The sequence below is a fragment of the Burkholderia sp. JP2-270 genome (assembly GCF_003233675.1).
Classification (GTDB): domain Bacteria; phylum Pseudomonadota; class Gammaproteobacteria; order Burkholderiales; family Burkholderiaceae; genus Burkholderia; species Burkholderia pyrrocinia_C.
Genome location: NZ_CP029824.1, coordinates 2,159,767 through 2,181,706, shown reverse-complemented (window position 1 = coordinate 2,181,706; position 21,940 = coordinate 2,159,767). Strand labels below are relative to the sequence as shown.

Below are 21,940 nucleotides of genomic sequence, written 5' to 3'. Positions count from 1 at the left end.
CCTCGCCCCCTCGATAACCAGGAACGGATCGCGGCCGCTCCGTCGCACGGCACGGCGAAGCCCCGCCATGCCCCGAGTGCAGGAATGAACAAGACGCCGCCGAACCGGCGTCGCTAAGATGCGCGCTCGTCAGTCATGTGTTCGGAGCGGTCGATGCGGCGCGGTGTGGTCTATGGTGTCCTGGCAGGTGCCCTGTGGGGCATGGTGTTTCTCGTTCCGCGGCTGCTGACGGACTTCTCGCCGCTGCTGCTGAGCGCCGGCCGCTACGCGATGTACGGCCTCGTGTCGCTCGCGGCCGCGCTGCCGGCCACCCGCTCGCTGCTCGTGCGACTGACCCGTGAAGATCTCGTTGCACTCGTGAAGCTCGCGGTCGTCGGCAACGTCGCGTACTACATGCTGCTGTCGGGCGCCGTGCACCTGATCGGCATCGCGCCCAGTTCGCTGATCGTCGGCGTGCTGCCCGTCACCGTCACGCTCGCAGGCCTCGGCGACCACGGCGCCGTGCCGCTGCGGCGGCTTGCCGTCCCGCTCGCACTGGTGATCGCCGGCATCGCCTGCGTCAACGTCGATCTGTTCACGTCCGAGGCCGCGCACGCGACGACACTCGGCCAGAAGCTCGCGGGCATCGCCTGCGCGGCCGGCGCGCTCGCGAGCTGGACCTGGTATGCGGTCGCGAACGCGCGCTACCTGCAGCGCCATCATCATTTCGGCGGCAACGAATGGTCGGTGCTGTGGGGTGTCGTGACGGGCCTGATCGGTGGGCTCTGCTGGATCGCGATCCTCGCGCTGCCGGCCGGCACGGTGCAGACGGCCGCCCCGGCGTCGCGCTGGCAACTGTTCTGGCTGCTGAACCTCGTACTCGCGATCGGCGCGTCGTGGCTCGGCAACGGGCTGTGGAATGCGGCGTCAAAGCGGTTGCCGCTCACGCTGTCGGGCCAGTTGATCGTGTTCGAAACCGTGTTCGCAATGCTCTACGCGTTCGTGTACGACCAGCGGATGCCGCACGCGCTCGAGATCGCCGCGCTCGCGCTGCTGCTCGCTGGCGTGTACGGCTCCGTGCGACAGCACGACGACACGCCCGCCGGCGGAGATACCCCGGGCAGCGCGTCGGTCAACGCGAACGCCGCGGCCCACTGAGCGCCGCGGCGTTTGATCGGACGAATCGGAGTGAAAGGAGCGAAAGAAGCGGAACCGCGCGTCAGCGCGCGTCCTTGTGCATCCACTTGCGGCCCTCGATGGAGCCGGCGCGGCGGGACTTGTCGACGCGCCGCTGGCGCGCCAGTTTCGGATCGACGATCAGCGGGCGGTAGATCTCGACGCGGTCGTGGTCGGCGAGCGGCGCATCGAGCGGCGCGAGCTTGCCGTACACGCCCGTCTTCGCTTGCGCGAGGTCGATCTCCGGGTGCAGCGCGAGCACGCCGCTCGCGTCGATCGCCGAGCGAACGGTCGCGCCTTCGGGCAGCGACACCGGAATCAGCGTCTGGCGGTCCGGCAGCGCATAGCAGACTTCGATCGACAGCATCGTTTCACCCCTTCCCGTAGCGCTGGTCCGCGCGCTTCACGAACGAATCGACGAACGTGTTCGCGATGTGGCTGAACACCGGCCCGATGATTTTCTCGAGCAGGATGCTCGAAAACTCGTAATGCAGCGCGAATTCGATCTTGCACGCATCGGCGCGCAGCGCGGTGAAGCGCCACGAGCCCGTGAACTTCTTGAACGGGCCGTCCGTGAATTCCATGTCGATCCGCGTCGGACGCTGCTGCGTGTTGCGCGTCGCGAAATGCTGCTTGATGCCCTTGAAGTTGATATCGATGCGCGCTTCCATCCCGCTGTCGTCCTGACGGCGAATCTCGACGCCGCCGCACCAGGGCAGGAAATTGGGGTAATCGGCCACGTCGGTGACGAGGTCGAACATCTGTTCCGCCGAATGACGGATCAATACGGTTTTCTGGACATCTGCCATAAATCGCGCGGCATCGCTCAAGGTGGGAACGCAAGCCGGGCGATTCACGCCCCGCTTTGCTAAAATCGTGATTTTAAACGAGTTGGCCCGATCCTTTCATGAGCATCATCGACAACAGGAAAGCGCACTTCGATTATCACATCGAGGAACGCTACGAAGCGGGGCTCGTGCTTGAGGGCTGGGAAGTCAAGGCGCTGCGTGCCGGGCGAGGCCAGATCAAGGAAGGCTACGTCGTGGTGAAGAACGCCGAGATCTTCCTGATCGGCACCCATATCAGCCCGCTGCCCGAAGCCTCGACGCACATCAAGCCCGACCCGGTTCGCACGCGCAAGCTGCTGCTGCACCGTGAGGAAATCAAGAAACTGATCGGCAAGGTCGAGCAGCGCGGCTACACGCTCGTGCCGCTGAACTTCCACTACAAGGGCGGCCGCGTGAAGTGCGACATCGCGCTCGCGAAGGGCAAGAAGCTGCACGACAAGCGCGAAACCGAGAAGAAGCGCGACTGGGAACGTGAGAAGGCGCGCATCATGCGCGCCGGCACCTGACGCGCTCGACGCGCATCGCAAACGACACGGCCCGCTCGAAGCGGGCCGCGTTGCTTTGTACAGCGCAATTCGTACATATCGGCGACCGGACGCAGGCGGCGGGATTCCCGATGCCGCGCCGGTTCGGCTGACGATACGGACCGGCCGGCAACCGACGGACCTCATCCGGGCCGCCCGGCTGCGCGACGATTCGCCGCATGCCGATCGCACGCGGCGGCCTCCTGCGCGCCTGGCTCCGGCTCAGCCCTTCCCGCCCGCGACCGGCGACGCGTTCTTGACGATCGACATCGCCGATGCGATTGCACTGCCGAGATCCGACAGGTTCGACGGCACGATCAGCGTGTTGCCCTGCTTCGCGAGATTCGAGAACGCGCCGACATACTGCTCGGCGACCTTCAGGTTCACCGCGTCCATCCCGCCCTGCGACTGGATCGCGCTCGCGATCTTCTGGATCGCCTGAGCGTTCGCCTCGGCCACCGCGAGAATCGCGGCGGCCTCGCCCTGCGCCTGGTTGATCGCGGCCTGCCGCTCGCCTTCGGACTTCTGGATCGCCGCTTCGCGCGCACCCGACGCGAGGTTGATCTGCTCCTGCTTGCGGCCTTCGGACGCGGCGATCAGCGCGCGCTTCTCGCGCTCGGCGGTGATCTGCGCCTGCATCGCGTGCAGGATCTCCTTCGGCGGCGTCAGGTCCTTGATCTCGTAGCGCAGCACCTTCACGCCCCAGTTCGCCGCGGCCTCGTCGAGCGCCGACACGATGCTGTGGTTGATGAAGTCGCGCTCCTCGAAGGTCTTGTCGAGCTCCAGCTTGCCGATCACCGAGCGCAGCATCGTTTGCGACAGCTGCGTGATCGCGAGCACGAAATTGCTCGACCCGTACGACGCCTTCATCGGGTCCATCACCTGGAAATACAGCACGCCGTCGACCTGAAGCTGCGTGTTGTCGCGCGTGATGCAGATCTGGCTCGGCACGTCGAGCGGAATTTCCTTCAGCACGTGCCGGTACGCGATGCGATCGACGAACGGCAGCACGATGTTCAGCCCCGGCGACAGCGTCGCGTGATAGCGCCCGAAGCGCTCGAGCACCCACGCATGCTGCTGCGGCACGATCTTCACCGTCTTCGACACGATCACGATCGCGATGACGAGCAGGACAACCCAGATGATCAGCGAATCCATCAAATATTCCCTCCTTGTTGTATCAGCGGACAATCAGCCCGCGGGTTTCGCCACGACCACGAGACAGCTGCCGCGCACGGCGCTTACCTGATACACGTGCGCATCGTCGCGCTCGCCGTTCGCCAGCTCGACGTCCCAGTCGGCGCCGCGATACTGCACGCGCGCACGGCCGTCACGCCACACGTCGACGGTGACGGTCGCGCCGATATCGAGATTGACGTCGGGATTCGTCGACGTGTCGCGTTTCTGCTTGCGCCCGAGCCCCGAACGGCGCAGCACGATCATTGCGACAATCGCGACCACGGCCGCCGCGCCAAATTGCACGTGCGGCGCGAAACCCGCCAGTTGCAGCAACCCGCCCGCGAGAAAGCCGAGCGCGATCATCAGCAGATAGAACGTGCCCGTCAGCAACTCGGCCACGACCAGCACACCTACCGCGCCCCACCAGAACAGATGCCCCGACATCATTGTGGTCTCCAGAAAACATCCCCCACGCTCACTTGCGTTGCATGGGACCGGAGTATGCGCTGACGCGCTACTCCGGATCGACACGTTCACTGCCCCCCGCGGGCGCGGTCGGCACGCCTGGGGCGGCCCGGCGCGTACCGACAAACAAAAACACCCCGGCGCCTACCGGGGTGTTTATAGCATGAACCTTGCATTTTGCCTTCAACGAAAGCGCAGCGGACCCGCGCTTTCGCCGAGGGTGCGTTACCGGCCGTTACTTCCGGTTGGCGAGCGCCTGCCACGTATCGATGATCGTGTCCGGGTTCAGCGAGATCGACACGATGCCTTCGTCGGCCAGCCATTGCGCGAAATCCGGGTGATCGGACGGGCCCTGGCCGCAGATGCCGACGTACTTGCCCATCTTGCGGCAGGTATCGATCGCACGCTTCAGCAGGAACTTGACGGCCGGATCGCGTTCGTCGAAGTCGACTGCCAGCAGTTCCATGCCCGAGTCGCGGTCGAGGCCGAGCGTGAGCTGCGTGAGGTCGTTCGAGCCGATCGAGAAACCGTCGAAGTGCTGCAGGAAGTCTTCGGCGAGGATCGCGTTGGTCGGGACTTCGCACATCATCACGAGGCGCAGGCCGTTTTCGCCGCGCTTCAGGCCGAACTTCTCGAGCAGGCCGACGACACGCTCCGCCTGCTTCACGGTGCGCACGAACGGCACCATGATCTCGACGTTGGTCAGGCCCATCTCGTCGCGCACGCGCTTCAGTGCACGGCACTCCATCTCGAACGCCGGCGCGAAGTCTTCCGCGATGTAGCGCGACGCGCCGCGGAAGCCCAGCATCGGGTTTTCCTCGTCCGGCTCGTAACGCGAACCGCCGATCAGCTTCTTGTACTCGTTCGACTTGAAGTCGGACAGGCGCACGATCACGGGCTTCGGATAGAACGCCGCGGCGATCGTCGCGACACCTTCCGTCAGCTTGTCGACGTAGAACTGACGCGGCGACGCGTGGCCGCGCGCGACGCTCTCGACGGCCTTCTTCAGGTCCTGGTCGATGTTCGGGTACTCGAGAATCGCCTTCGGGTGAACGCCGATGTTGTTGTTGATGATGAACTCGAGACGCGCGAGGCCCACGCCGGCATTCGGCAGTTGCGAGAAGTCGAACGCGAGCTGCGGGTTGCCGACGTTCATCATGATCTTGACCGGGATTTCCGGCAGTTCGCCGCGCTGCACTTCCGTGACTTCCGTCTCGAGCAGGCCGTCGTAGATCTTGCCTTCGTCGCCTTCCGCGCACGACACGGTGACGAGCGCGCCGTCCTTCAGCACGTCGGTTGCGTCGCCGCAGCCAACGACCGCCGGCACGCCGAGCTCACGCGCGATGATCGCCGCGTGGCAGGTCCGGCCGCCACGGTTCGTGACGATCGCGGCTGCGCGCTTCATCACCGGCTCCCAGTTCGGGTCGGTCATATCGGCAACCAGCACGTCGCCCGGCTGCACGCGTTCCATCTCCGACGGATCCTGGATCACGCGCACGCGACCCGCGCCGATCTTCTGGCCGATCGCACGGCCCGTCGCGAGAACCTGCGACTGGCCCTTCAGCTTGAAGCGCTGCTCGGCCTTGCCGGTCGCCTGGCTCTTCACCGTTTCCGGGCGCGCCTGCAGGATGAAGATCTTGCCGTCGCGGCCGTCCTTGCCCCACTCGATGTCCATCGGACGCTGGTAGTGCTTCTCGATGATGACCGCGTACTTCGCCAGCTCGATCACGTCCTCGTCGGTGATCGAGTAGCGGTTGCGCTGCTCGTGCGACACGTCGACCGTCTTCACGCGGCCCGGCTCGCCCGGCTGCGTGAATTCCATCTTGATCAGCTTCGAACCGATCGAGCGGCGGATGATCGGGTACTTGTCCTGTGCAAGCGTCGTCTTGAACACATAGAACTCGTCCGGGTTCACCGCACCCTGCACGACGGTTTCGCCCAGGCCGTAGCTCGACGTGATGAACACGGCGTCCTTGAAGCCCGATTCGGTGTCGATCGTGAACATCACGCCGGCGGCGCCGACGTCCGAGCGGACCATGCGCTGCACGCCGGCCGACAGAGCGACCTCGGCGTGCGTGAAGCCCTTGTGCACGCGGTACGAGATCGCGCGGTCGTTATACAGCGACGCGAACACGTGCTTCATGCGGTCGAGCACGTCTTCGATGCCGACGACGTTCAGGTACGACTCCTGCTGGCCGGCGAACGATGCGTCGGGCAGGTCTTCCGCGGTCGCGGACGAGCGCACGGCGAACGACAGCTCGCCCGGCGAGCCGTTCTTCAGGACTTCGAACTGCGCGCGAATTTCCTGCTCGAGGCGCGCCTGCATCGGCGCGTCGACGATCCACTTGCGGATTTCGGCACCGGCTTCGGCGAGCGCCTTCACGTCGTCGATGTCGAGCGACTCGAGACGCTTGGCGATGCGGTCGGTAAGGTCGTTGTGCTTGAGGAAATCGCGGAAAGCGAGCGCGGTCGTGGCGAAACCGGTGGGTACGCGAACGCCAGCTTCGGAAAGCTGGCTGATCATCTCGCCGAGCGACGCATTCTTGCCGCCGACGATCTCCACATCGGTCATCCGCAACTGCTCGAACGGAATTACATACGCCTGGTCCTTTGCGACGTTTGCTGCGTTAGTCATACAAGCCCCTAAGTGTGAAAAAAATGCTCGATCGCGCAAGTGGGCTTGGACGCGGGCGCTTGCAAAAAGGCGCGGCGCGTCTTGCGCAACCTGTTAGATAAACAATCGCAGCGGCGAAAAATCTTCCGACCCGATTTGCAAAAATCCCGGCAGAACGGCGATATTTGCAGACAAATCGCCAAACTTGCCGGGAATATTGGAATCGAGCGGCCGAGCCATGGGTGCCGTTCGCGCCCTGCCCCCGCAATTGCTTATCCAACAGGTTGCCGCTATTCTACCGTGCCGGCTGCCGGATGTGGCGCGACCTTGTCACTGTGTCTGGAGGCGAACCTCCAGCCGCCCCGTGCAACCGCCCTTCACGTTCGACGCCCAGATTCATGCTGCCTACCGTTTTCATCGTCTCCGACGGCACCGGGATTACTGCCGAAACCTTCGCGCATTCGATCCTCTCCCAGTTCGACCAGAAATTCCGTCTCGTGCGCGTGCCGTTCGTCGACTCGCTCGACAAGGCCTATGCGACCGTCGAGAAGATCAACGAGGCAGCCGTGCACGACGGCCGCCGCGCGATCGTGTTCACGACGCTCGTCGACAGCGAGTCGAACGACATCGTCAAGCGTTCGAACGCACTCGTGCTCGACATGTTCCAGCGCTTCGTCGAGCCGCTCGAGCAGGAGCTGGAGCTCAAGTCGAGCCACGCGATGGGCCGCGGCCACCAGAACGCGGACACCGAGGAATACAAGACGCGGATCGAGGCGATCAACTTCTCGCTCGCGCACGACGACGGCCAGTCGAACCGCAACCTGTCGGAGGCCGACGTGATCCTCGTCGGCGTATCGCGCAGCGGCAAGACGCCGACGAGCCTGTATCTCGCGATGCAGTACGGCGTGAAGGCCGCAAACTATCCGCTGATTCCGGAAGACTTCGAACGCGGCAAGCTGCCGTCGGCGCTCTCCGCGCACCGCGAGAAGCTGTTCGGGCTGTCGATCGACCCGCAGCGCCTGTCCGAGATCCGCAACGAGCGGCGGCCGGGCAGCAAGTACGCGGCGCCCGAGAACTGCCGCTTCGAGATCAACGAGGCCGAGGCGATGATGCGTCGCGAAGGGATCAAGTGGCTGTCGTCGACGCACAAGTCGATCGAGGAAATCGCAACGACGATCCTGCAGGAAATCCGCCTCGACCGGCAGTCGTACTGAGCGCCGGCGCGCTGGCGGCCGCCCGGCCGCCGCCGGAAAAACAAAAAAGGCCGCGTCGAACGCGGCCTTTTTCGTGGTGCGGGGAATACTTGCGTGGGGCGTCACACAGGCCGCTGCTGCCGCACCTGCTCGAACAGGCAGACCGCCGCTGCTGCCGCAACATTCAGCGACTCCATCCCGCCAGGCTGCGGAATCGTCACGCGATGCGCGGCCGCATCGCGCCAGAACGCCGATACGCCGGCGCCCTCGTTGCCGAACACCCATGCGACGGGCCCCGACAGGTCGCAGTCGTAGAGCGCCTGCGCGCCGTGCGAATCGGTCAGCGCGACCGGTACGTCGAGGCGTTCGGCGAGCGCTGCGGCTTCAACATCCTCGTGGATCGACAGCAGGAAATGCGCACCCATGCCCGAGCGCAGCACCTTCGACGACCACGCGTAGGCCGTGCCGGGCGCACAGAACACGTGGCGCACGCCGGCGGCCGCGGCGCTGCGCAGGATCGAGCCGACGTTGCCGGCGTCCTGCACGCCGTCGAGCACGACCGACGTGTGCGTCACGCGCTCAGGCAGCGGTTGCGCCGGCCGGTCGACGAGCAGCAGGAATCCGACGCCGTTGACGACGTTCGACAACTGCCCGAACAGCGCGTCCGGCAGCGTGACGACACGCTGTGCGTCGATGCGTGCGACGATCTCCTGCGCCTCGGCGTGGCCGAGCGCGCCTTCGGTCGCCACGCACAGCTCGGGCGTCGCGCCCGTGTCGAGGTACGCGCTCGCGAGATGGAGTCCTTCGAGCAACGCCTGGCCGCTGCGGCGCTGATGGGGCGTCGAACCCGCGAGCGCCTTCAGGCGCTTGTACAACGGGTTGTCACGGGAAGTAATGCTCTTCATCGAATCAGGTCGAGTGCCGCGCGGACCGGCGCGAACGAGCGCCGGTGCACTTCGCACGGGCCGTGCTCGCGCAGCGCGGCAAGGTGTTTCGCAGTGCCGTAACCCGCATGGACGTTGAAACCGTACACCGGGAAGCGTTCGTGCAGGTCGACGAGCATGCGGTCGCGCGTGACCTTCGCGAGGATCGACGCGGCCGAGATGCTCGGTACGAGCGCATCGCCGCTGACGATCGCCTCGGCACGCACCGTCAGCGTCGGGCAGCGGTTGCCGTCGATCTGCGCGAGCGTCGGCAGGACCGACAGGCCCTCGACGGCCCGCTTCATCGCAAGCATCGTCGCGTGCAGGATGTTCAGCGTATCGATTTCGTCGACGCTGGCCGACGCAACGCAATACGCACGCGAACGCGCGACGATCAGGTCGTACAGCGCGTCGCGCTTCTTCGCGGACAGCGCCTTCGAATCGTCGAGCCCGTCGATAGGCTGCGCCGGATCGAGAATCACCGCAGCGGCCACCACCGGCCCCGCGAGCGGGCCGCGGCCGGCTTCGTCGACGCCGCAGACGATCTCGTCGGGCCGGCTGAAGTCGAAGCCGCCCTGCACGTCGCCCGACGCGCGGCGGCGCGGCGCACGTATTGCCGTCATGCGCGCCCCTTGCGTTGTTCGAGCACGCGCACGACCGCTTCGGCCGCCTTCGCGGCCGTGTTCTGCCGCAGCGAAAGATGCATTTCGGTAAACACGTCGGTCAGCGTGCGGCGGTTCGCGTCGTCGCGCAGCTGCGTGAGCGTCGCATCGGCGAGCGCCTCGGGCGTCGCGAAATGCTGCAGCAGCTCGGGCACGACGAAGCGCCCCGCCAGGATGTTCGGCAAGCCGACATACGGCAGGTAGCCCTGCCGGCGCATGATCTGCCCGGTCAGCCAGGGCACCTTGTACGAGATCACCATCGGCTTCTTCAGCAGCGCGGCTTCCAGCGTGACGGTGCCGCTCTTCACGAGGATCGCGTCGGCGGCCGTCATCGCGACCTGCGAGCGGCCGTCGGTGATCGTCAGCGCGAGCTGCGGATGCGCGTCGACGAGCGGCTGCAGCAGCTCGCGCAGCGCGGGCGTCGCCGCCGGCATCACGAACCGCACGCCGGGCTCGCGCTGCTGCATCAGCGCCATCGCCGCGAAAAACGTCGGGCCGATCAGCGCGATCTCCGAGCGCCGGCTGCCCGGCAGCACCGCGATCACGGGACCGTCCGCGGGCAGGCCGAGCGCGATGCGCGCGCCGTGCGTGTCGGGCTCGAGCGGGATCTCGTCGGCCAGCGGATGGCCGACGTAGGTCGACGCGACGCCGGCTTTGTCGAGAATCGCCGGCTCGAACGGGAACAGGCACAGCATGTGATCGACGGACTTGGCGATCTTCTTGATCCGACCGCCGCGCCATGCCCAGATCGACGGGCACACGAAGTGGATCGACGGGATGCCCGCGTCGCGCACGGCCTGTTCGACGCTGAAGTTGAAATCCGGCGCGTCGATGCCGATGAACGCGGCCGGCCGCTCCGCGAGCAGCTGGCGCTTCAGTTCGCCGCGAATCCGCAGGATCTCCGGAATCTGCCCCAGCGCCTCGACATAACCGCGCACGGTCAGCTTGTCCATCTGCCAGTGCGAATCGAAGCCCTGCGCGATCATCCGCGGCCCGCCGATCCCGTAGTACTGCGCCGATTCGGGCAGCCGCTCGCGCAGCCCGCCGAGCAGCGACGCCGCGAGCAGGTCGCCCGATGGCTCGCCTGCCACCATCGCGAGCCGGAGCTGATTGGTCGGAAACGGCATCGCTTAGCGGATGATGCCGCGTTGCGACGCGTCGATGAACTCGACGAGCGCCTTCACCGGCGCATCGCCGTCGCCGCCCGCCTCCGCCAGCTCGCGCAACTGCGCTTTCGCTTCCTCGAGCGACAGGCCGTTCTTGTACAGCAGGCGGTACGCGCTGCGCAGCGCCGAAATCGCGTCGGGGGAGAACCCGCGCCGGCGCAGCCCTTCGATGTTGATCCCGTGCGGCTCGGCCTTGTTGCCTGCCGCGATCACGAACGGCGGAATGTCCTGCACGAGCGCCGACGCGCCACCCAGCATCGAGTGCGCACCGATGCGCACGAACTGGTGAACGCCCGACATCCCGCCGACGATCGCCCAGTCGCCGATCTCGACGTGGCCGGCCATCTGCGCGTTGCTCGACAGGATCACGTGGCTGCCGACGCTGCAGTCATGGCCGATGTGCACATAGGCCATGATCCAGTTGTCGTCGCCGAGCGTCGTTACGCCGACGTCCTGCACGGTGCCCGTGTGGATCGTCGTGAATTCGCGGATCGTGTTGCGGTTGCCGATCACGAGCTTCGTCGGCTCGTCCTTGTACTTCATGTCCTGCGGACGGCCGCCGACCGATGCGTAATGGCCGATGCGATTGTCCTCGCCGAGCGTCGTGTGGCCTTCGATCACGCTGTGCGAGCCGATCGTCGTGCGCGCGCCGATCGTGACGTTCGGGCCGACGATCGCGTACGGGCCGATCTCGACCGATTCGTCGATCTGCGCGCCCGGCTCGACAATCGCGGTGGGATGAATCCTGGTCATGCGCCGTTGCCTCTCGATGTGATGTGTCGCGTTGCCCATGCGTGCCGCGTCGCTCAGGGCGCCGCGTCGGCCGTCTTGACCGTGCACATCAATTCGGCTTCCGCCGCCACCTTGCCGTCCACTTCCGCCACCGCCTTGAACTTCCAGATGCCGCGGATGTAGCGTTCGAACGTCACGTTCAGAATCAGTTGGTCGCCCGGTTCGACCACGCGCTTGAAGCGCGCGCCGTCGATCCCGACGAAGTAGTACAGCGTGTTCTCCGGATCCTTCGGCTGCTCTTCCGCGAAGGTCAGCAGCGCTGCGGCCTGCGCGAGCGCCTCGAGGATCAGCACGCCCGGCATCACCGGCCGCTTCGGGAAGTGCCCCTGGAAGAACGGCTCGTTGATCGACACGTTCTTCAGCGCTTTGATCCCTTTGTGCGGTTCGAGTTCGAGCACGCGATCGACGAGCAGAATCGGGTAGCGATGCGGCAGCAGCGTGAGGATCTTGTGGATGTCGAGATTGATTTTTTCAGTGCTCATGATGGTTCGTCTCACGCAGAGGCTGCGCGGTGGTGATGCAAAGGCTGAAGCGGGCCGCCGTGCGGCCCAGTCTGACAAACCGGGCCGGTTGCGCTGGCCGTGCCCGGTTGGTGGTCTCGCATGGCGCGCTCAGGCGTCCGTGCCGCCCTGGGCGGCGAGCGCGGCTTCGAGCGCCTTGATGCGGTCGCGCAGCTTGTCGAGGTTGCGCACGAGCGCGGCGCTCTTGTTCCATTCGCCGTGGTCGACGGCCGGGAACGCGCTGGTATAGATGCCGGCCTTCGGCAGCGACTTCGATACGCCCGACTTCGCGGTGATGATGACGTAGTCGCCGAGCGTCACATGGCCGGCAATCCCGGCCGCGCCGCCGATCATGCAGTGGCGGCCGATCGTCGTGCTGCCCGCGATGCCGGCGCTGCCGGCGATCACGGTATAGGCGCCGATCCGGCAGTTGTGACCGATCTGCACCTGGTTGTCGATCTTCACGCATTCCTCGATGACGGTGTCCGCCATCGCGCCGCGATCGATCGTCGTGTTCGCGCCGATCTCGACGTCCGGGCCGATCGATACGCCGCCGACCTGCGGGATCTTGACCCAGCTACCGGTGCGGGCGTCGCCGTCGCCGACGAAATCCGGCGCGAAGCCGAAGCCGTCGGAGCCGATTACCGCGCCCGAATGGACGATCGCGCGCGGGCCGACCTTGCAGCCGTGATACACCGATGCGTTGGGATAAAAGTGCGAGCCTGCGCCGATCGTCGTGCCACGGCCGACGAATACGTTCGCGTCGAGCTGCACGCCGTCCTCGATCACCGCGCCGGCCTCGACCGTCACGTGCGGGCCGATCACCGCGCTCGCGGCGACCTTCGCGGCCGGATCGATCGTCGCGCTCGGATGCACGCCGGCGGCGCGCGGCGGCGCGGCCAGGTCGATGAACATCTGCGCGACGCGTGCGAAGTACGCGTACGGATTCGGCGTCACGATGAAATTGCGGGGGCCGCTCGCGGCCGCGCCCAGCTTTTCCAGATCCTTCGGTGAGATCAGCACCGCGCCTGCGCGGGTCGACTCGACCTGCGACAGGTACTTCGGATTCGCGAGGAACGCGAGTTGCTGAGGGCCTGCCTGGTCGAGCGGTGCGAGTCCGCTCACCTTGCACTGTGCGTCGCCGGCGATCTCGCCGCCGAACCGCTTTACGAGTTCCTCAAGCGTCAATGCCATTCGTCGTCTGCTCCGTTCAGTTCGCCGAGCCGGACGCGAGCGCCTTGAGCACCTTGTCGGTGATGTCGATGCGCGGGCTGACGTACACGGCTTCCTGCACGATCAGGTCGTAGTTCTGCTGCTCGGCGATCTGCTTGATGACCTTGTTCGCCCGCTCCAGCACGGCCGCCAGTTCCTCGTTGCGACGCTGGTTCAGGTCTTCGCGGAACTCGCGCTGCTTGCGCTGGAAGTCGGTATCGAGCTGGGCGAGATCGCGCTGCTTTTGCGCGCGATCGGCCGCCGACATCGACGTCCCGCCCTTGTCCAGCGAATCGGACATCGACTTCAGACGCGCCGCCAGATCCTGCAGATCCTTGTCGCGCTTCGCGAACTCGGCTTCGAGCTTCGTCTGCGCCGCCTTCGCGGGCGCCGACTCGCGCAGGATCCGATCCGAATTGACCGCCGCGATGCGGGCGACGTCCTGTGCGTGAACCGTCGCCGCGCCCAGGGCCAGCGCAACGGTCAGCGCGCACATCACTCGTTTCGAAAACTTACCGGTTAGCAAAATTACCCTCTCGTTGCTGTTGTCATGCGTTCGGTCAGAACGCCGTCCCGATCTGGAACTGGAATTTCTGGTACTGGTCGCCTTCATGCTTCTGCAGCGGGAAGCCGAGGCTCAGCTTCAGCGGGCCGATCGGCGAGATCCACGCGAGACCCACACCGTAGCCGTAACGCAGGCCGTTGGCGCCCGTGCTCGTGCCGCCCGGCGCGTTGCCCCACACGTTACCGCCGTCGAGGAACGTGAACACGCGCAGCGTGCGATCGTAGCCGGTGCCCGGCAGCGGGAACGTCAGCTCGATGTTGCCGACGAGCATCTTCGAACCGCCGATCGGGTCGTTCGTCTTCGTGTCGCGCGGGCCCAGCGAGCTCGGCTCGTAGCCGCGCACGGAGCCGATACCGCCCGCGTAGTAGTTCTTGAAGATCGGGTACGGGTTGCCGATACCGTTACCGTAGCCGCCCTGCAGGTTCAGGCCCAGGATGAAGCCGCGCGAGAACGAATAGTAGTACTGCGCCTGCAGGTCGGCCTTGTAGTACTGGATCTTGCCGACCGGCACGCCGTATTCGACGTTCGCCTGCGTGAAGTAGCCGCGGCTCGGGATCAGCGCGCTGTCGCGCGCGTCGCGCGACCACGCGACGGTCAGCGGCACCGTGTTCGACACGCGGCCGAACTCGTTCACGTAATCCTGGTAGCTCTGCGGCGTGTTCGAATCGACGTCGAGGCGGTTCTGCTCGAAGCCCGCGCCGAAGTAGACGGTGTCGACTTCCGAGAACGGGATGCCGAACTTCAGGTTGCCGCCCGCGCTGATGATCCGGAAGCTCGAGCTCGTCGAATAGTACAGCGGCTGGTACGTGCGGTAGTAGACGTCCGTGATCCGCTTGATGCCGTCGACCGTGAAATACGGGTCGACCTGCGTGACGGTCAGCGTGCGGTAGCTCTTCGCGGTGTTGACGTTCACCGACAGGCTGGTACCCGAACCGAACACGTTGTCCTGCGACACGCCGGCCGACAGCACGACCTTGTCCGTCGACGAGAAGCCGGCGCCCAGCGTGATCGCGCCGGTCGGCTTTTCGTCGACCTTCACGTTCACGTCGACCTGGTCGTTCGTGCCTTCGACCGGCACCGTCGTCACGTCGACGTTGGTGAAGTAGCCGAGACGGTTCACGCGGTCCTTCGACAGCGCGAGACGGTTCGAATCGAACCACGAGCTTTCGAGCTGGCGCATTTCGCGGCGCACCACTTCGTCGCGCGTGCGCGTGTTGCCGACGACGTTGATGCGGCGCACGTACACGCGGCGGCTCGGATCGACGACGAGGTTCAGGTTCACCTTGTGGTTCGCCTGGTCGATGTCCGGCTGCGCGTTGACGGCCGCGAATGCGTAGCCGTATTCACCGAGCTTGTCGACGATCGACTTGGTGGTCTGCTGCAGCTTTTCGGCCGAGAAGCGGTCGCCCGGCTTGATCTTGATCAGCTTGTTGAGTTCGGCCTCGCGATCGAGCAGGTTACCCGACAGCTTGATGCCCGACACCGTATACGGCTCGCCTTCGTGCAGCGTGACCGTCAGGTACATGTCCTTCTTGTCGGGCGAGATCGACACCTGGGTCGACTCGATGTTGAACTCGAGGTAGCCGCGGTTCAGGTAGTACGAGCGCACGGCCTCGAGGTCGCCCGTCAGCTTTTCCTTCGAGTACAGGTCGTTCTTCGTGTACCAGGAGAACCAGTTCGGCGTCGACAGCTGCATCTCGTCGCGCAGCGTGCTCGTCTTGAACGCCTTGTTGCCGATGAAGTTGATCTGGCGGATCTTCGCGCTCGGGCCTTCGGCGACCGCGAACAGGATCGACACGCGGTTCGCGTCGACCGGCGTGACCGTCGTCTTGACTTCGGCCGCGTAGAAGCCGCGCGTCAGGTACTGGCGCTTGAGCTCCTGCTCCGCCTTGTCGACGAGCGCCTTGTCGTAGTAGCGGCCGTCGGCGAGACCGACGGCGCGCAGCGCCTTCGTCAGGTTGTCCTTGTCGAATTCCTTCGTGCCGGTGAAGTCGATCGACGCGATCGCCGGACGCTCCTGCACCTGCACGATCACGACGTTGCCCTGCGTGGCGATGCGCACGTCGTTGAAGAAGCCCGTCGCGTACAGCGCGCGGATTGCTTCGGATGCCTTGTCGTCCGTGAAGGTATCGCCCTGCTTGATCGGCAGATAGGCGAACACCGAACCCGCTTCGACGCGCTGCAGCCCCTCGATCTTGATGTCTTGCACCACGAACGGTGCCGCTGCATGCGCCGCGAGGCCGTGCGCGGCGAGCGCGGCCGCTGCAACTGTCTTAGGTACAAAGCGATGAGGTTTGAACAACATGCATCCCCAATATTTAAGCTGCATCAAATCGGGCGACTGCCCAGCGGCGGCCGCCTGACGCTTCAGAAATGGATTAGCCGAGCCAGATCGTTGAACAGCGCGATCGCCGACAACGCGACGATGCAGATCAACCCGGCTCTTTGCAGAATCAGTTGCCAGCGCTCCGAGACGGCTTTCCCGGTCGCGGCTTCAACCGCATAATATAACAGATGCCCCCCGTCCAAAACGGGAATCGGCAACAAGTTCAGGACGCCAAGGCTAATGCTGACAAGGGCGAGGAACGACAGGAACGCTGACGGACCGAGCCGTGCGCTCTTGCCCGCGTAGTCGGCGATCGTCACGGGGCCGGACAGGTTCTTCAGCGACGCATTGCCCGTGATCATCCGCCCGAACATCCGCAGCGAATACACGGAGATGTCCCACGTGCGGCGCACGCCGAGCCGCAGGCTCTCGATCGGCCCGTAGCGCACGTCGACGGACGGCGCGTGCATCGACAGCGCCGCGCCGATCCGGCCGACCTGCTGCCCCGATTCGTCGTCGCGCTGCATCTGCGGCACGATCGATACCGTCTGCGCGGCGCCGTCGCGCTCGATCCGCAGGTCCAGCGCCTTGCCCGCATGGTGCTTGACGGAATCGATGAAGCGCGACGCGCCGCCGATCGGCTTGCCGTCGAGCGCGACCAGCTTGTCGCCGGCCTTCAGGCCCGCCTGCTCCGCCGCGCTGCCGGGCTGCACCGACGCGACCGACAGCGTGCCGCCGCCGGCCTCGAAGCCCAGGTACGTCATGAAATCGTCGTCGAGCTGACTTTCGGGAACGTTGCGGAGGTCGACGCGGAAATCGAACGTCGCGCTGCCGTCGCGCGCGCCGAGCACGATCTCGCGATGATCGAACGCGGCCGCCAGCAGCTTCCAGCGCAGGTCCGACCACGACCGCACGGGCTCCGACTCGCCGCCCTGCGCATCGCCTACGCGCACGTTGCGGATCGACACGATCGTCTCGCTGCCGTCGAAGCCCGCGCGGGCCGCCACCGTGCCGGCGGCCGGCGGCGCGACGATCGCGGCCGGCTCGGTCACGCCGGACGCAAATACGACGGAGAACAGCACGATTGCCAACAGGAAGTTCGCAATCGGCCCGGCCGCGACGATCGCGATGCGCTTGTAGACCGACTGGCGGTTGAACGCCTGGTCCAGCTCCTCCGGCTTGATGCCGGGGCCCGGATCGCGCTCGTCGAGCATCTTCACGTAGCCGCCGAGCGGCAGCGCGGACAGCGTCCACTCGGTGCCCGTCCTGCGGCTGACCCAGCGCGCGACGGGCTGGCCGAAGCCGATCGAGAAACGCAGCACCTTCACGCCGCACCAGCGCGCGACGCGATAATGTCCGTACTCATGCACGACGACCAGCACCCCGATCGCCACTGCAAACGCGATCAGTTCGACCAGCACGTTCATGAGCACTCCATTCAGACAGTACGCTCCACGCGGGGCGCAGGCGCTTTTGCAATGATCGCGGCGGCGAGGCGGCGCGCCTCGGCATCCGCCGCCAGGACGTCGTCGAGCCCGTCGGGCGCACGGTTCGGCAGCGCGTTGAGCACTGCGTCGACCGTCGCCGCGATCGCCATGAAGCCGATCCGGCGCTCGAGAAACGCTTCGACCGCAACTTCGTTCGCCGCGTTCAATGCGGCGCTCGCGATGCCGCCTTCCTCAAGTGCCTTCAGCGCGAGCGCGAGGCACGGGAAGCGCGCGTAATCGGGCTTCTCGAACGACAGCTGCGCGATCTGCGCGAGGTCGAGCTGGTCGACGCCCGCATCGACGCGATCGGGAAACGCGAGCGCATGCGCGATCGGCGTGCGCATGTCGGGGTTGCCGAGCTGCGCGAGCACCGAGCCGTCGCGGTACGACACGAGCGAATGGATCACGCTCTGCGGATGGATCAGCACGTCGATCCGGTCGCCCGGCAGCCCGAAGATCCAGTGCGCCTCGATCACCTCGAGACCCTTGTTCATCATCGTCGCGGAATCGACCGAGATCTTGCGGCCCATCACCCAGTTCGGGTGCTTGCACGCCTCGTCCGGCGTCACGTCGACGAGCGTGGCCGGCTCGCGCGTGCGGAACGGACCGCCCGACGCGGTCAGGATGATCTTCGAGACCCCGCCGTGCTCGCCCGCATCGCGCGGCATGCACTGGAAGATCGCGTTGTGTTCGCTGTCGACCGGCAGCAGGATCGCGCCATGGTCGCGCACGGCGTCCATGAAGATCGCGCCCGACATCACGAGCGCTTCCTTGTTCGCGAGCAGAATCCGCTTGCCGGCACGCGCGGCCGCGAGGCTCGGCGCCAGGCCTGCCGCGCCGACGATCGCCGCGACCACCGTGTCGCAGCCGTCGCTCCTCGACACGTCGACGAGTGCCTGCGGCCCGTGCAGCACGGTCGTCTTGCTGCCCGCCGCGCGCAGTTTCGCTTCGACGTGCGCGGCCGTCGCGGCATCGCCGACCACCGCCACTTCAGGCGCGAAGCGCAGGCACTGCTCGACGAGCTTGTCGCCGTTGCGGTGCGCGGTCAGCGCGTAGACCGAGAAGCGCTCGGGATGGCGCGCGACCACGTCGAGCGTGCTGTCTCCGATTGAGCCCGTGGAACCGAGCAATGTCAGACGTTTTTGCATAACAGAGATAATGGTTTAACCAAGCAGCAGCATCGCGAGCGGCAGCACCGGCAGCAGCGCGTCGACACGGTCGAGCACGCCGCCATGGCCGGGCAGCAGTCCGCTCGAATCCTTCACACCGGCCTGTCGCTTCAGCAGCGACTCGAACAGGTCGCCGATCACGCTGTACGCGACCAGCAGCGTCAGCGCGGCCCACGCACCGGGCATTCCGTAGCGCGCGGCGAATGCGGAAAACAGGGTCGGCTCGAACGCATGCGCGGCCGTCGCGATACCGGCGACGACCATCACCGCAAGCCAGCCGCCGATCGCGCCTTCCCAGCTCTTGCCGGGACTGATCGTAATGGCCAGTTTACGCTTTCCGAAGGCCTTGCCCGCGAAGTATGCGCCGATATCGGCCAGCCAGACGACCAGAAGCAGCGACAGCACGAACGGCACGCCCTGCGCGCGCGCCGCGACGAGCGCATGCCAGCAGGCCGCGAACACGATCAACCCGGCCGCCAGCAGGAACGGCCGCCAGACGCCGCCTGCAAGTTCGGGCTTGCGCCGCAGCGCGAACGGGCCGACCAGCAGCCAGAACACGCCGGCCGCCATGAAAAGGGGACGGGACGCAGTCGCATCGATGCCGAGCGGCGTGGTGGCCGCCAGCGCGAGCGCCGCGACGACCGCATAAACGACCGGGCCGGCGCCGCCGAGCTTCAGCAGGCGCGCCCATTCCCATGCGGCGAACACGAGCACGACGCCGATCAGCGCGCCGAACGCGGCCAGCGGCGCGAACAGCGTCACCGGCAGCAGCACTGCCAGCATCACGATCGCCGTGATCACACGGGTTTTCAGCATGAAAGGGAGTCGGCGTTCTGCGATTGCGGTTCGAGCTGCGCGCTCGTGCGCCCGAAACGGCGCTCACGCTCGGTATACGACGCCATCGCGTCGGCCAGCGCCGCGCCGTCGAAATCCGGCCAGTATTTGTCGGTGAAATAGAATTCGGCGTACGCGAGCTGCCACAGCAGGAAGTTGCTGACGCGCTGCTCGCCGCCGGTGCGGATGAAGAGATCGGGCTCCGGCGCATAGGCCATCGCCAGGTGCGGCGCGAATGCATCCTCGGTCACTTCGACCTCGCGACCCTCGCGCACGGCCTGCTCGACGAGCTTCTTCGTCGCCTGCAGGATGTCCCACCGGCCGCCGTAGTTGGCAGCGATGGTGAGCGTAAGACGGGTGTTGCGCGCCGTCTTGGTCTCGGCGCGGCGAATCAGTTCGCGGATGCGCGGCTCGAAGCGGTCGAGATCGCCAACGACACGCAGGCGGATCCCGTTCGCATGCAGCTTGCCCACCTCGCGCTCGAGCGCGGTGATGAAGAGCCGCATCAGGAACGACACTTCGTCGTTCGGCCGGCGCCAGTTTTCCGAACTGAACGCGAACAGCGTCAGGTATTCGACGCCGGCGCGCGCGCAGCCTTCGACCACCGCCCGCACGGCATCGACGCCGCGGGTATGTCCCGCGACGCGCGGCAAGCGGCGTTCGGTTGCCCAACGGCCGTTGCCGTCCATGATGATCGCGATGTGACGCGGCACGACGCCGACGTCAGGCACGCGAACGGTAGAGCTGGTATAGGTCATGGCCGTTGAGACAGTAATGCGGGAAGAAGGCGGCGCGCGAGGACGGTCGTCAGACCGTCATGATCTCGGCTTCCTTGGTCTGCACGAGCTTGTCGATTTCGGCAACGTGCTTGTCGGTCAGCTTCTGCACGTCGTCGCTCGCGCGGCGCTCGTCGTCTTCCGAGATTTCCTTGTCCTTCACGAGCTTCTTGAGCGCTTCGTTCGCGTCGCGGCGCAGGTTGCGGATCGCGACCTTGGCCGTTTCGCCTTCGCTCTTGACGACCTTCGTCAGCTCGCGGCGGCGCTCTTCCGTCAGCGCGGGCATCGGCACGCGGATCAGGTCGCCGGCCGTTGCCGGGTTCAGGCCCAGATCGGCTTCGCGAATGGCCTTCTCGACCTTCGCGACCATGTTCTTTTCCCACGGCTGCACGCCGATCGTGCGCGCGTCGACCAGCGTCAGGTTCGCGACCTGCGAGATCGGCACCATCGACCCGTAGTAGTCGACCTGCACGTGATCGAGCAGACCGGTGTGCGCACGGCCCGTACGGATCTTTGCCAGATCGTTCTTGAACGCTTCGATCGAGCGCTGCATCTTTTGCTCGACGCCCTTCTTGGTATCAGCGACACTCATTTCAACCTCCGAACCTTCAAACCTTCAAAGAACGCGGGCCTTGCCCGGCGCATCTTGCGCGCCACGGCCAATGACCCGCATCCGCGGGAGTTTACACGTGGACGAGCGTACCTTCGTCCTCGCCCAGCACGATGCGCTTGAGCGCGCCCGGCTTGTTGATCGAAAACACGCGAATCGGCAGCTTCTGGTCGCGGCACAGCGCAAACGCCGTCGCGTCCATCACCTGCAGGTTGCGGCTGATCGCCTCGTCGAAGCTGATCGTCGTGTAGCGCGTAGCCGACGGATCCTTCTTCGGATCGGCAGAATATACGCCATCGACCTTGGTCGCCTTCAGTACGACCTCGGCGCCCACTTCCGAACCGCGCAGTGCCGCGGCGGTGTCCGTCGTGAAGAACGGGTTGCCGGTGCCGGCCGCGAAGATCACGACGCGGCCTTCCTCGAGCTGGCGGATCGCGCGCGGACGGATGTACGGCTCGACGACCTGGTCCATCCGCAGCGCGGATTGCACGCGCGCCTCGATGCCGGCGTGGCGCATCGCGTCCTGCAGCGCCAGCGCGTTCATCATCGTCGCGAGCATCCCCATGTAGTCGGCGGTCGCGCGGTCCATGCCGGCCGCGCCGCCCGCGACACCGCGGAAAATATTACCGCCACCGATCACGACCGCCAGCTGCGTACCGAGACGCACGACTTCGGCGATATCGGCCACCATCCGTTCGATCGTCGCGCGATTGATGCCAAAGGCATCATCGCCCATCAGCGCTTCGCCGGAGAGTTTGAGGAGGACGCGTTTATAGGCATTGGACATAGGGGCTTCCGAGCGACGAGAGGATGACAACCACGAACTGTAGGGGCGAAATACTGATTCGGGCAAGCGCCGACGGCCGGACCGGGGTTCCCGGCCAGCCGGCGGCGGCGCCGGCCGCGGCGGAGCGGACGCCCGCCGCGGGTACTGCCTGAC

The 21,940-nt window shown here is 65.9% G+C and carries 23 protein-coding genes; 3 read left to right on the top strand and 20 right to left on the bottom strand.

Annotation, left to right across the window (positions count from 1 at the left end):
- Nucleotides 1–153: 153 nt before the first annotated feature.
- On the top strand, nucleotides 154–1,137 hold the full coding sequence (locus tag DM992_RS10395; protein ID WP_111016735.1) for a DMT family transporter: 984 nt from the start codon (nucleotides 154–156) through the stop codon (nucleotides 1,135–1,137).
- 61 nt (nucleotides 1,138–1,198) lie between these two features.
- On the opposite strand, the gene DM992_RS10390 is transcribed toward DM992_RS10395, so the two are convergent.
- The gene (locus tag DM992_RS10390) at nucleotides 1,199–1,522 is read right to left on the bottom strand and encodes an RnfH family protein (RefSeq protein WP_111016734.1); all 324 of its coding nucleotides are present in this window, start codon (nucleotides 1,520–1,522) and stop codon (nucleotides 1,199–1,201) included.
- Between the two features lie 4 nt (nucleotides 1,523–1,526).
- Nucleotides 1,527–1,964: a type II toxin-antitoxin system RatA family toxin gene (locus tag DM992_RS10385; RefSeq protein WP_034181130.1), complete on the bottom strand. Its 438-nt coding sequence runs from the start codon at nucleotides 1,962–1,964 to the stop codon at nucleotides 1,527–1,529.
- Between the two features lie 98 nt (nucleotides 1,965–2,062).
- Between DM992_RS10385 and smpB the strand changes: the two genes are divergently transcribed.
- Nucleotides 2,063–2,509, top strand: a complete 447-nt coding sequence (gene smpB, locus DM992_RS10375; protein WP_006478511.1) for an SsrA-binding protein SmpB — start codon at nucleotides 2,063–2,065, stop codon at nucleotides 2,507–2,509.
- Between the two features lie 240 nt (nucleotides 2,510–2,749).
- On the opposite strand, the gene DM992_RS10370 is transcribed toward smpB, so the two are convergent.
- The 4 genes from DM992_RS10370 to DM992_RS43380 all read right to left on the bottom strand — a co-directional run bounded on the left by DM992_RS10370 (nucleotide 2,750) and on the right by DM992_RS43380 (nucleotide 7,025).
- A complete protein-coding gene (locus DM992_RS10370; protein WP_072437102.1) occupies nucleotides 2,750–3,685 on the bottom strand; it encodes an SPFH domain-containing protein in 936 nt (311 codons plus the stop codon).
- A gap of 33 nt (nucleotides 3,686–3,718) precedes the next feature.
- Nucleotides 3,719–4,153 (bottom strand): NfeD family protein, encoded by a 435-nt coding sequence (locus DM992_RS10365; RefSeq protein ID WP_111016733.1) that lies wholly within the window; start codon nucleotides 4,151–4,153, stop codon nucleotides 3,719–3,721.
- Between the two features lie 253 nt (nucleotides 4,154–4,406).
- The gene (ppsA, locus tag DM992_RS10360) at nucleotides 4,407–6,806 is read right to left on the bottom strand and encodes a phosphoenolpyruvate synthase (protein ID WP_111016732.1); all 2,400 of its coding nucleotides are present in this window, start codon (nucleotides 6,804–6,806) and stop codon (nucleotides 4,407–4,409) included.
- 93 nt (nucleotides 6,807–6,899) lie between these two features.
- The gene (locus DM992_RS43380) at nucleotides 6,900–7,025 is read right to left on the bottom strand and encodes a hypothetical protein (protein WP_275427568.1); all 126 of its coding nucleotides are present in this window, start codon (nucleotides 7,023–7,025) and stop codon (nucleotides 6,900–6,902) included.
- 158 nt (nucleotides 7,026–7,183) lie between these two features.
- Here DM992_RS43380 and DM992_RS10350 point away from each other — a divergent pair, with 158 nt between their 5' ends.
- Complete coding sequence (locus DM992_RS10350; RefSeq protein ID WP_034181125.1) at nucleotides 7,184–7,999, top strand: pyruvate, water dikinase regulatory protein; 816 nt, start codon at nucleotides 7,184–7,186, stop codon at nucleotides 7,997–7,999.
- Between the two features lie 101 nt (nucleotides 8,000–8,100).
- Here the strand turns inward: DM992_RS10350 and DM992_RS10345 are convergent, their stop codons facing one another.
- The 14 genes from DM992_RS10345 to pyrH all read right to left on the bottom strand — a co-directional run bounded on the left by DM992_RS10345 (nucleotide 8,101) and on the right by pyrH (nucleotide 21,787).
- Nucleotides 8,101–8,883, bottom strand: coding sequence for an RNA methyltransferase (locus tag DM992_RS10345; RefSeq protein ID WP_111016731.1), 783 nt, complete (start codon nucleotides 8,881–8,883; stop codon nucleotides 8,101–8,103).
- Nucleotides 8,880–9,524, bottom strand: a complete 645-nt coding sequence (gene rnhB / locus DM992_RS10340; protein ID WP_111016730.1) for a ribonuclease HII — start codon at nucleotides 9,522–9,524, stop codon at nucleotides 8,880–8,882. Before rnhB ends, DM992_RS10345 begins: the two co-directional genes overlap by 4 nt.
- Nucleotides 9,521–10,690 carry a lipid-A-disaccharide synthase gene (lpxB, locus tag DM992_RS10335; protein WP_034184750.1) on the bottom strand — a complete coding sequence of 390 codons (1,170 nt, stop codon included), beginning with the start codon at nucleotides 10,688–10,690 and terminating at the stop codon, nucleotides 9,521–9,523. Before lpxB ends, rnhB begins: the two co-directional genes overlap by 4 nt.
- Nucleotides 10,691–10,693: 3 nt before the next feature.
- Complete coding sequence (gene lpxA / locus DM992_RS10330; protein ID WP_111017880.1) at nucleotides 10,694–11,482, bottom strand: acyl-ACP--UDP-N-acetylglucosamine O-acyltransferase; 789 nt, start codon at nucleotides 11,480–11,482, stop codon at nucleotides 10,694–10,696.
- A 53-nt stretch (nucleotides 11,483–11,535) separates the two neighbouring features.
- A complete protein-coding gene (gene fabZ / locus DM992_RS10325; RefSeq protein WP_006495559.1) occupies nucleotides 11,536–12,003 on the bottom strand; it encodes a 3-hydroxyacyl-ACP dehydratase FabZ in 468 nt (155 codons plus the stop codon).
- Between the two features lie 129 nt (nucleotides 12,004–12,132).
- Nucleotides 12,133–13,215 carry a UDP-3-O-(3-hydroxymyristoyl)glucosamine N-acyltransferase gene (gene lpxD, locus DM992_RS10320; RefSeq protein WP_111016729.1) on the bottom strand — a complete coding sequence of 361 codons (1,083 nt, stop codon included), beginning with the start codon at nucleotides 13,213–13,215 and terminating at the stop codon, nucleotides 12,133–12,135.
- Between the two features lie 16 nt (nucleotides 13,216–13,231).
- The gene (locus tag DM992_RS10315; protein ID WP_204356074.1) at nucleotides 13,232–13,729 is read right to left on the bottom strand and encodes an OmpH family outer membrane protein; all 498 of its coding nucleotides are present in this window, start codon (nucleotides 13,727–13,729) and stop codon (nucleotides 13,232–13,234) included.
- 64 nt (nucleotides 13,730–13,793) lie between these two features.
- Entirely contained in the window at nucleotides 13,794–16,103 is a 2,310-nt protein-coding gene (gene bamA / locus DM992_RS10310; protein ID WP_105390464.1) for an outer membrane protein assembly factor BamA, read from the bottom strand.
- Nucleotides 16,104–16,165: 62 nt separating this feature from the next.
- Nucleotides 16,166–17,551 (bottom strand): RIP metalloprotease RseP, encoded by a 1,386-nt coding sequence (rseP, locus tag DM992_RS10305; RefSeq protein WP_111016727.1) that lies wholly within the window; start codon nucleotides 17,549–17,551, stop codon nucleotides 16,166–16,168.
- An 11-nt stretch (nucleotides 17,552–17,562) separates the two neighbouring features.
- Complete coding sequence (locus DM992_RS10300; RefSeq protein ID WP_111016726.1) at nucleotides 17,563–18,759, bottom strand: 1-deoxy-D-xylulose-5-phosphate reductoisomerase; 1,197 nt, start codon at nucleotides 18,757–18,759, stop codon at nucleotides 17,563–17,565.
- A gap of 15 nt (nucleotides 18,760–18,774) precedes the next feature.
- On the bottom strand, nucleotides 18,775–19,596 hold the full coding sequence (locus DM992_RS10295; protein ID WP_111016725.1) for a phosphatidate cytidylyltransferase: 822 nt from the start codon (nucleotides 19,594–19,596) through the stop codon (nucleotides 18,775–18,777).
- Complete coding sequence (gene uppS, locus DM992_RS10290) at nucleotides 19,590–20,372, bottom strand: polyprenyl diphosphate synthase (protein ID WP_006478494.1); 783 nt, start codon at nucleotides 20,370–20,372, stop codon at nucleotides 19,590–19,592. The genes DM992_RS10295 and uppS overlap by 7 nt, the downstream gene beginning before the upstream one ends.
- A 49-nt stretch (nucleotides 20,373–20,421) precedes the next feature.
- Nucleotides 20,422–20,982, bottom strand: a complete 561-nt coding sequence (gene frr, locus DM992_RS10285; protein WP_021159105.1) for a ribosome recycling factor — start codon at nucleotides 20,980–20,982, stop codon at nucleotides 20,422–20,424.
- 91 nt (nucleotides 20,983–21,073) lie between these two features.
- Entirely contained in the window at nucleotides 21,074–21,787 is a 714-nt protein-coding gene (gene pyrH / locus DM992_RS10280; protein ID WP_006402648.1) for a UMP kinase, read from the bottom strand.
- Between the last annotated feature and the right edge of the window lie 153 nt (nucleotides 21,788–21,940).

Excerpts from the sequence above, each read along its gene's own strand:
- DM992_RS10395 (WP_111016735.1), top strand. The coding sequence starts at position 154 with ATGCGGCGCGGTGTGGTCTATGGTGTCCTGGCAGGTGCCCTGTGGGGC.
- DM992_RS10390 (WP_111016734.1), bottom strand. The coding sequence starts at position 1,522 with ATGCTGTCGATCGAAGTCTGCTATGCGCTGCCGGACCGCCAGACGCTG.
- DM992_RS10385 (WP_034181130.1), bottom strand. The coding sequence starts at position 1,964 with ATGGCAGATGTCCAGAAAACCGTATTGATCCGTCATTCGGCGGAACAG.
- smpB (WP_006478511.1), top strand. The coding sequence starts at position 2,063 with ATGAGCATCATCGACAACAGGAAAGCGCACTTCGATTATCACATCGAG.
- DM992_RS10370 (WP_072437102.1), bottom strand. The coding sequence starts at position 3,685 with ATGGATTCGCTGATCATCTGGGTTGTCCTGCTCGTCATCGCGATCGTG.
- DM992_RS10365 (WP_111016733.1), bottom strand. The coding sequence starts at position 4,153 with ATGATGTCGGGGCATCTGTTCTGGTGGGGCGCGGTAGGTGTGCTGGTC.
- ppsA (WP_111016732.1), bottom strand. The coding sequence starts at position 6,806 with ATGACTAACGCAGCAAACGTCGCAAAGGACCAGGCGTATGTAATTCCG.
- DM992_RS43380 (WP_275427568.1), bottom strand. The coding sequence starts at position 7,025 with ATGGCTCGGCCGCTCGATTCCAATATTCCCGGCAAGTTTGGCGATTTG.
- DM992_RS10350 (WP_034181125.1), top strand. The coding sequence starts at position 7,184 with ATGCTGCCTACCGTTTTCATCGTCTCCGACGGCACCGGGATTACTGCC.
- DM992_RS10345 (WP_111016731.1), bottom strand. The coding sequence starts at position 8,883 with ATGAAGAGCATTACTTCCCGTGACAACCCGTTGTACAAGCGCCTGAAG.
- rnhB (WP_111016730.1), bottom strand. The coding sequence starts at position 9,524 with ATGACGGCAATACGTGCGCCGCGCCGCCGCGCGTCGGGCGACGTGCAG.
- lpxB (WP_034184750.1), bottom strand. The coding sequence starts at position 10,690 with ATGCCGTTTCCGACCAATCAGCTCCGGCTCGCGATGGTGGCAGGCGAG.
- lpxA (WP_111017880.1), bottom strand. The coding sequence starts at position 11,482 with ATGACCAGGATTCATCCCACCGCGATTGTCGAGCCGGGCGCGCAGATC.
- fabZ (WP_006495559.1), bottom strand. The coding sequence starts at position 12,003 with ATGAGCACTGAAAAAATCAATCTCGACATCCACAAGATCCTCACGCTG.
- lpxD (WP_111016729.1), bottom strand. The coding sequence starts at position 13,215 with ATGGCATTGACGCTTGAGGAACTCGTAAAGCGGTTCGGCGGCGAGATC.
- DM992_RS10315 (WP_204356074.1), bottom strand. The coding sequence starts at position 13,729 with ATGTGCGCGCTGACCGTTGCGCTGGCCCTGGGCGCGGCGACGGTTCAC.
- bamA (WP_105390464.1), bottom strand. The coding sequence starts at position 16,103 with ATGTTGTTCAAACCTCATCGCTTTGTACCTAAGACAGTTGCAGCGGCC.
- rseP (WP_111016727.1), bottom strand. The coding sequence starts at position 17,551 with ATGAACGTGCTGGTCGAACTGATCGCGTTTGCAGTGGCGATCGGGGTG.
- DM992_RS10300 (WP_111016726.1), bottom strand. The coding sequence starts at position 18,759 with ATGCAAAAACGTCTGACATTGCTCGGTTCCACGGGCTCAATCGGAGAC.
- DM992_RS10295 (WP_111016725.1), bottom strand. The coding sequence starts at position 19,596 with ATGCTGAAAACCCGTGTGATCACGGCGATCGTGATGCTGGCAGTGCTG.
- uppS (WP_006478494.1), bottom strand. The coding sequence starts at position 20,372 with ATGACCTATACCAGCTCTACCGTTCGCGTGCCTGACGTCGGCGTCGTG.
- frr (WP_021159105.1), bottom strand. The coding sequence starts at position 20,982 with ATGAGTGTCGCTGATACCAAGAAGGGCGTCGAGCAAAAGATGCAGCGC.
- pyrH (WP_006402648.1), bottom strand. The coding sequence starts at position 21,787 with ATGTCCAATGCCTATAAACGCGTCCTCCTCAAACTCTCCGGCGAAGCG.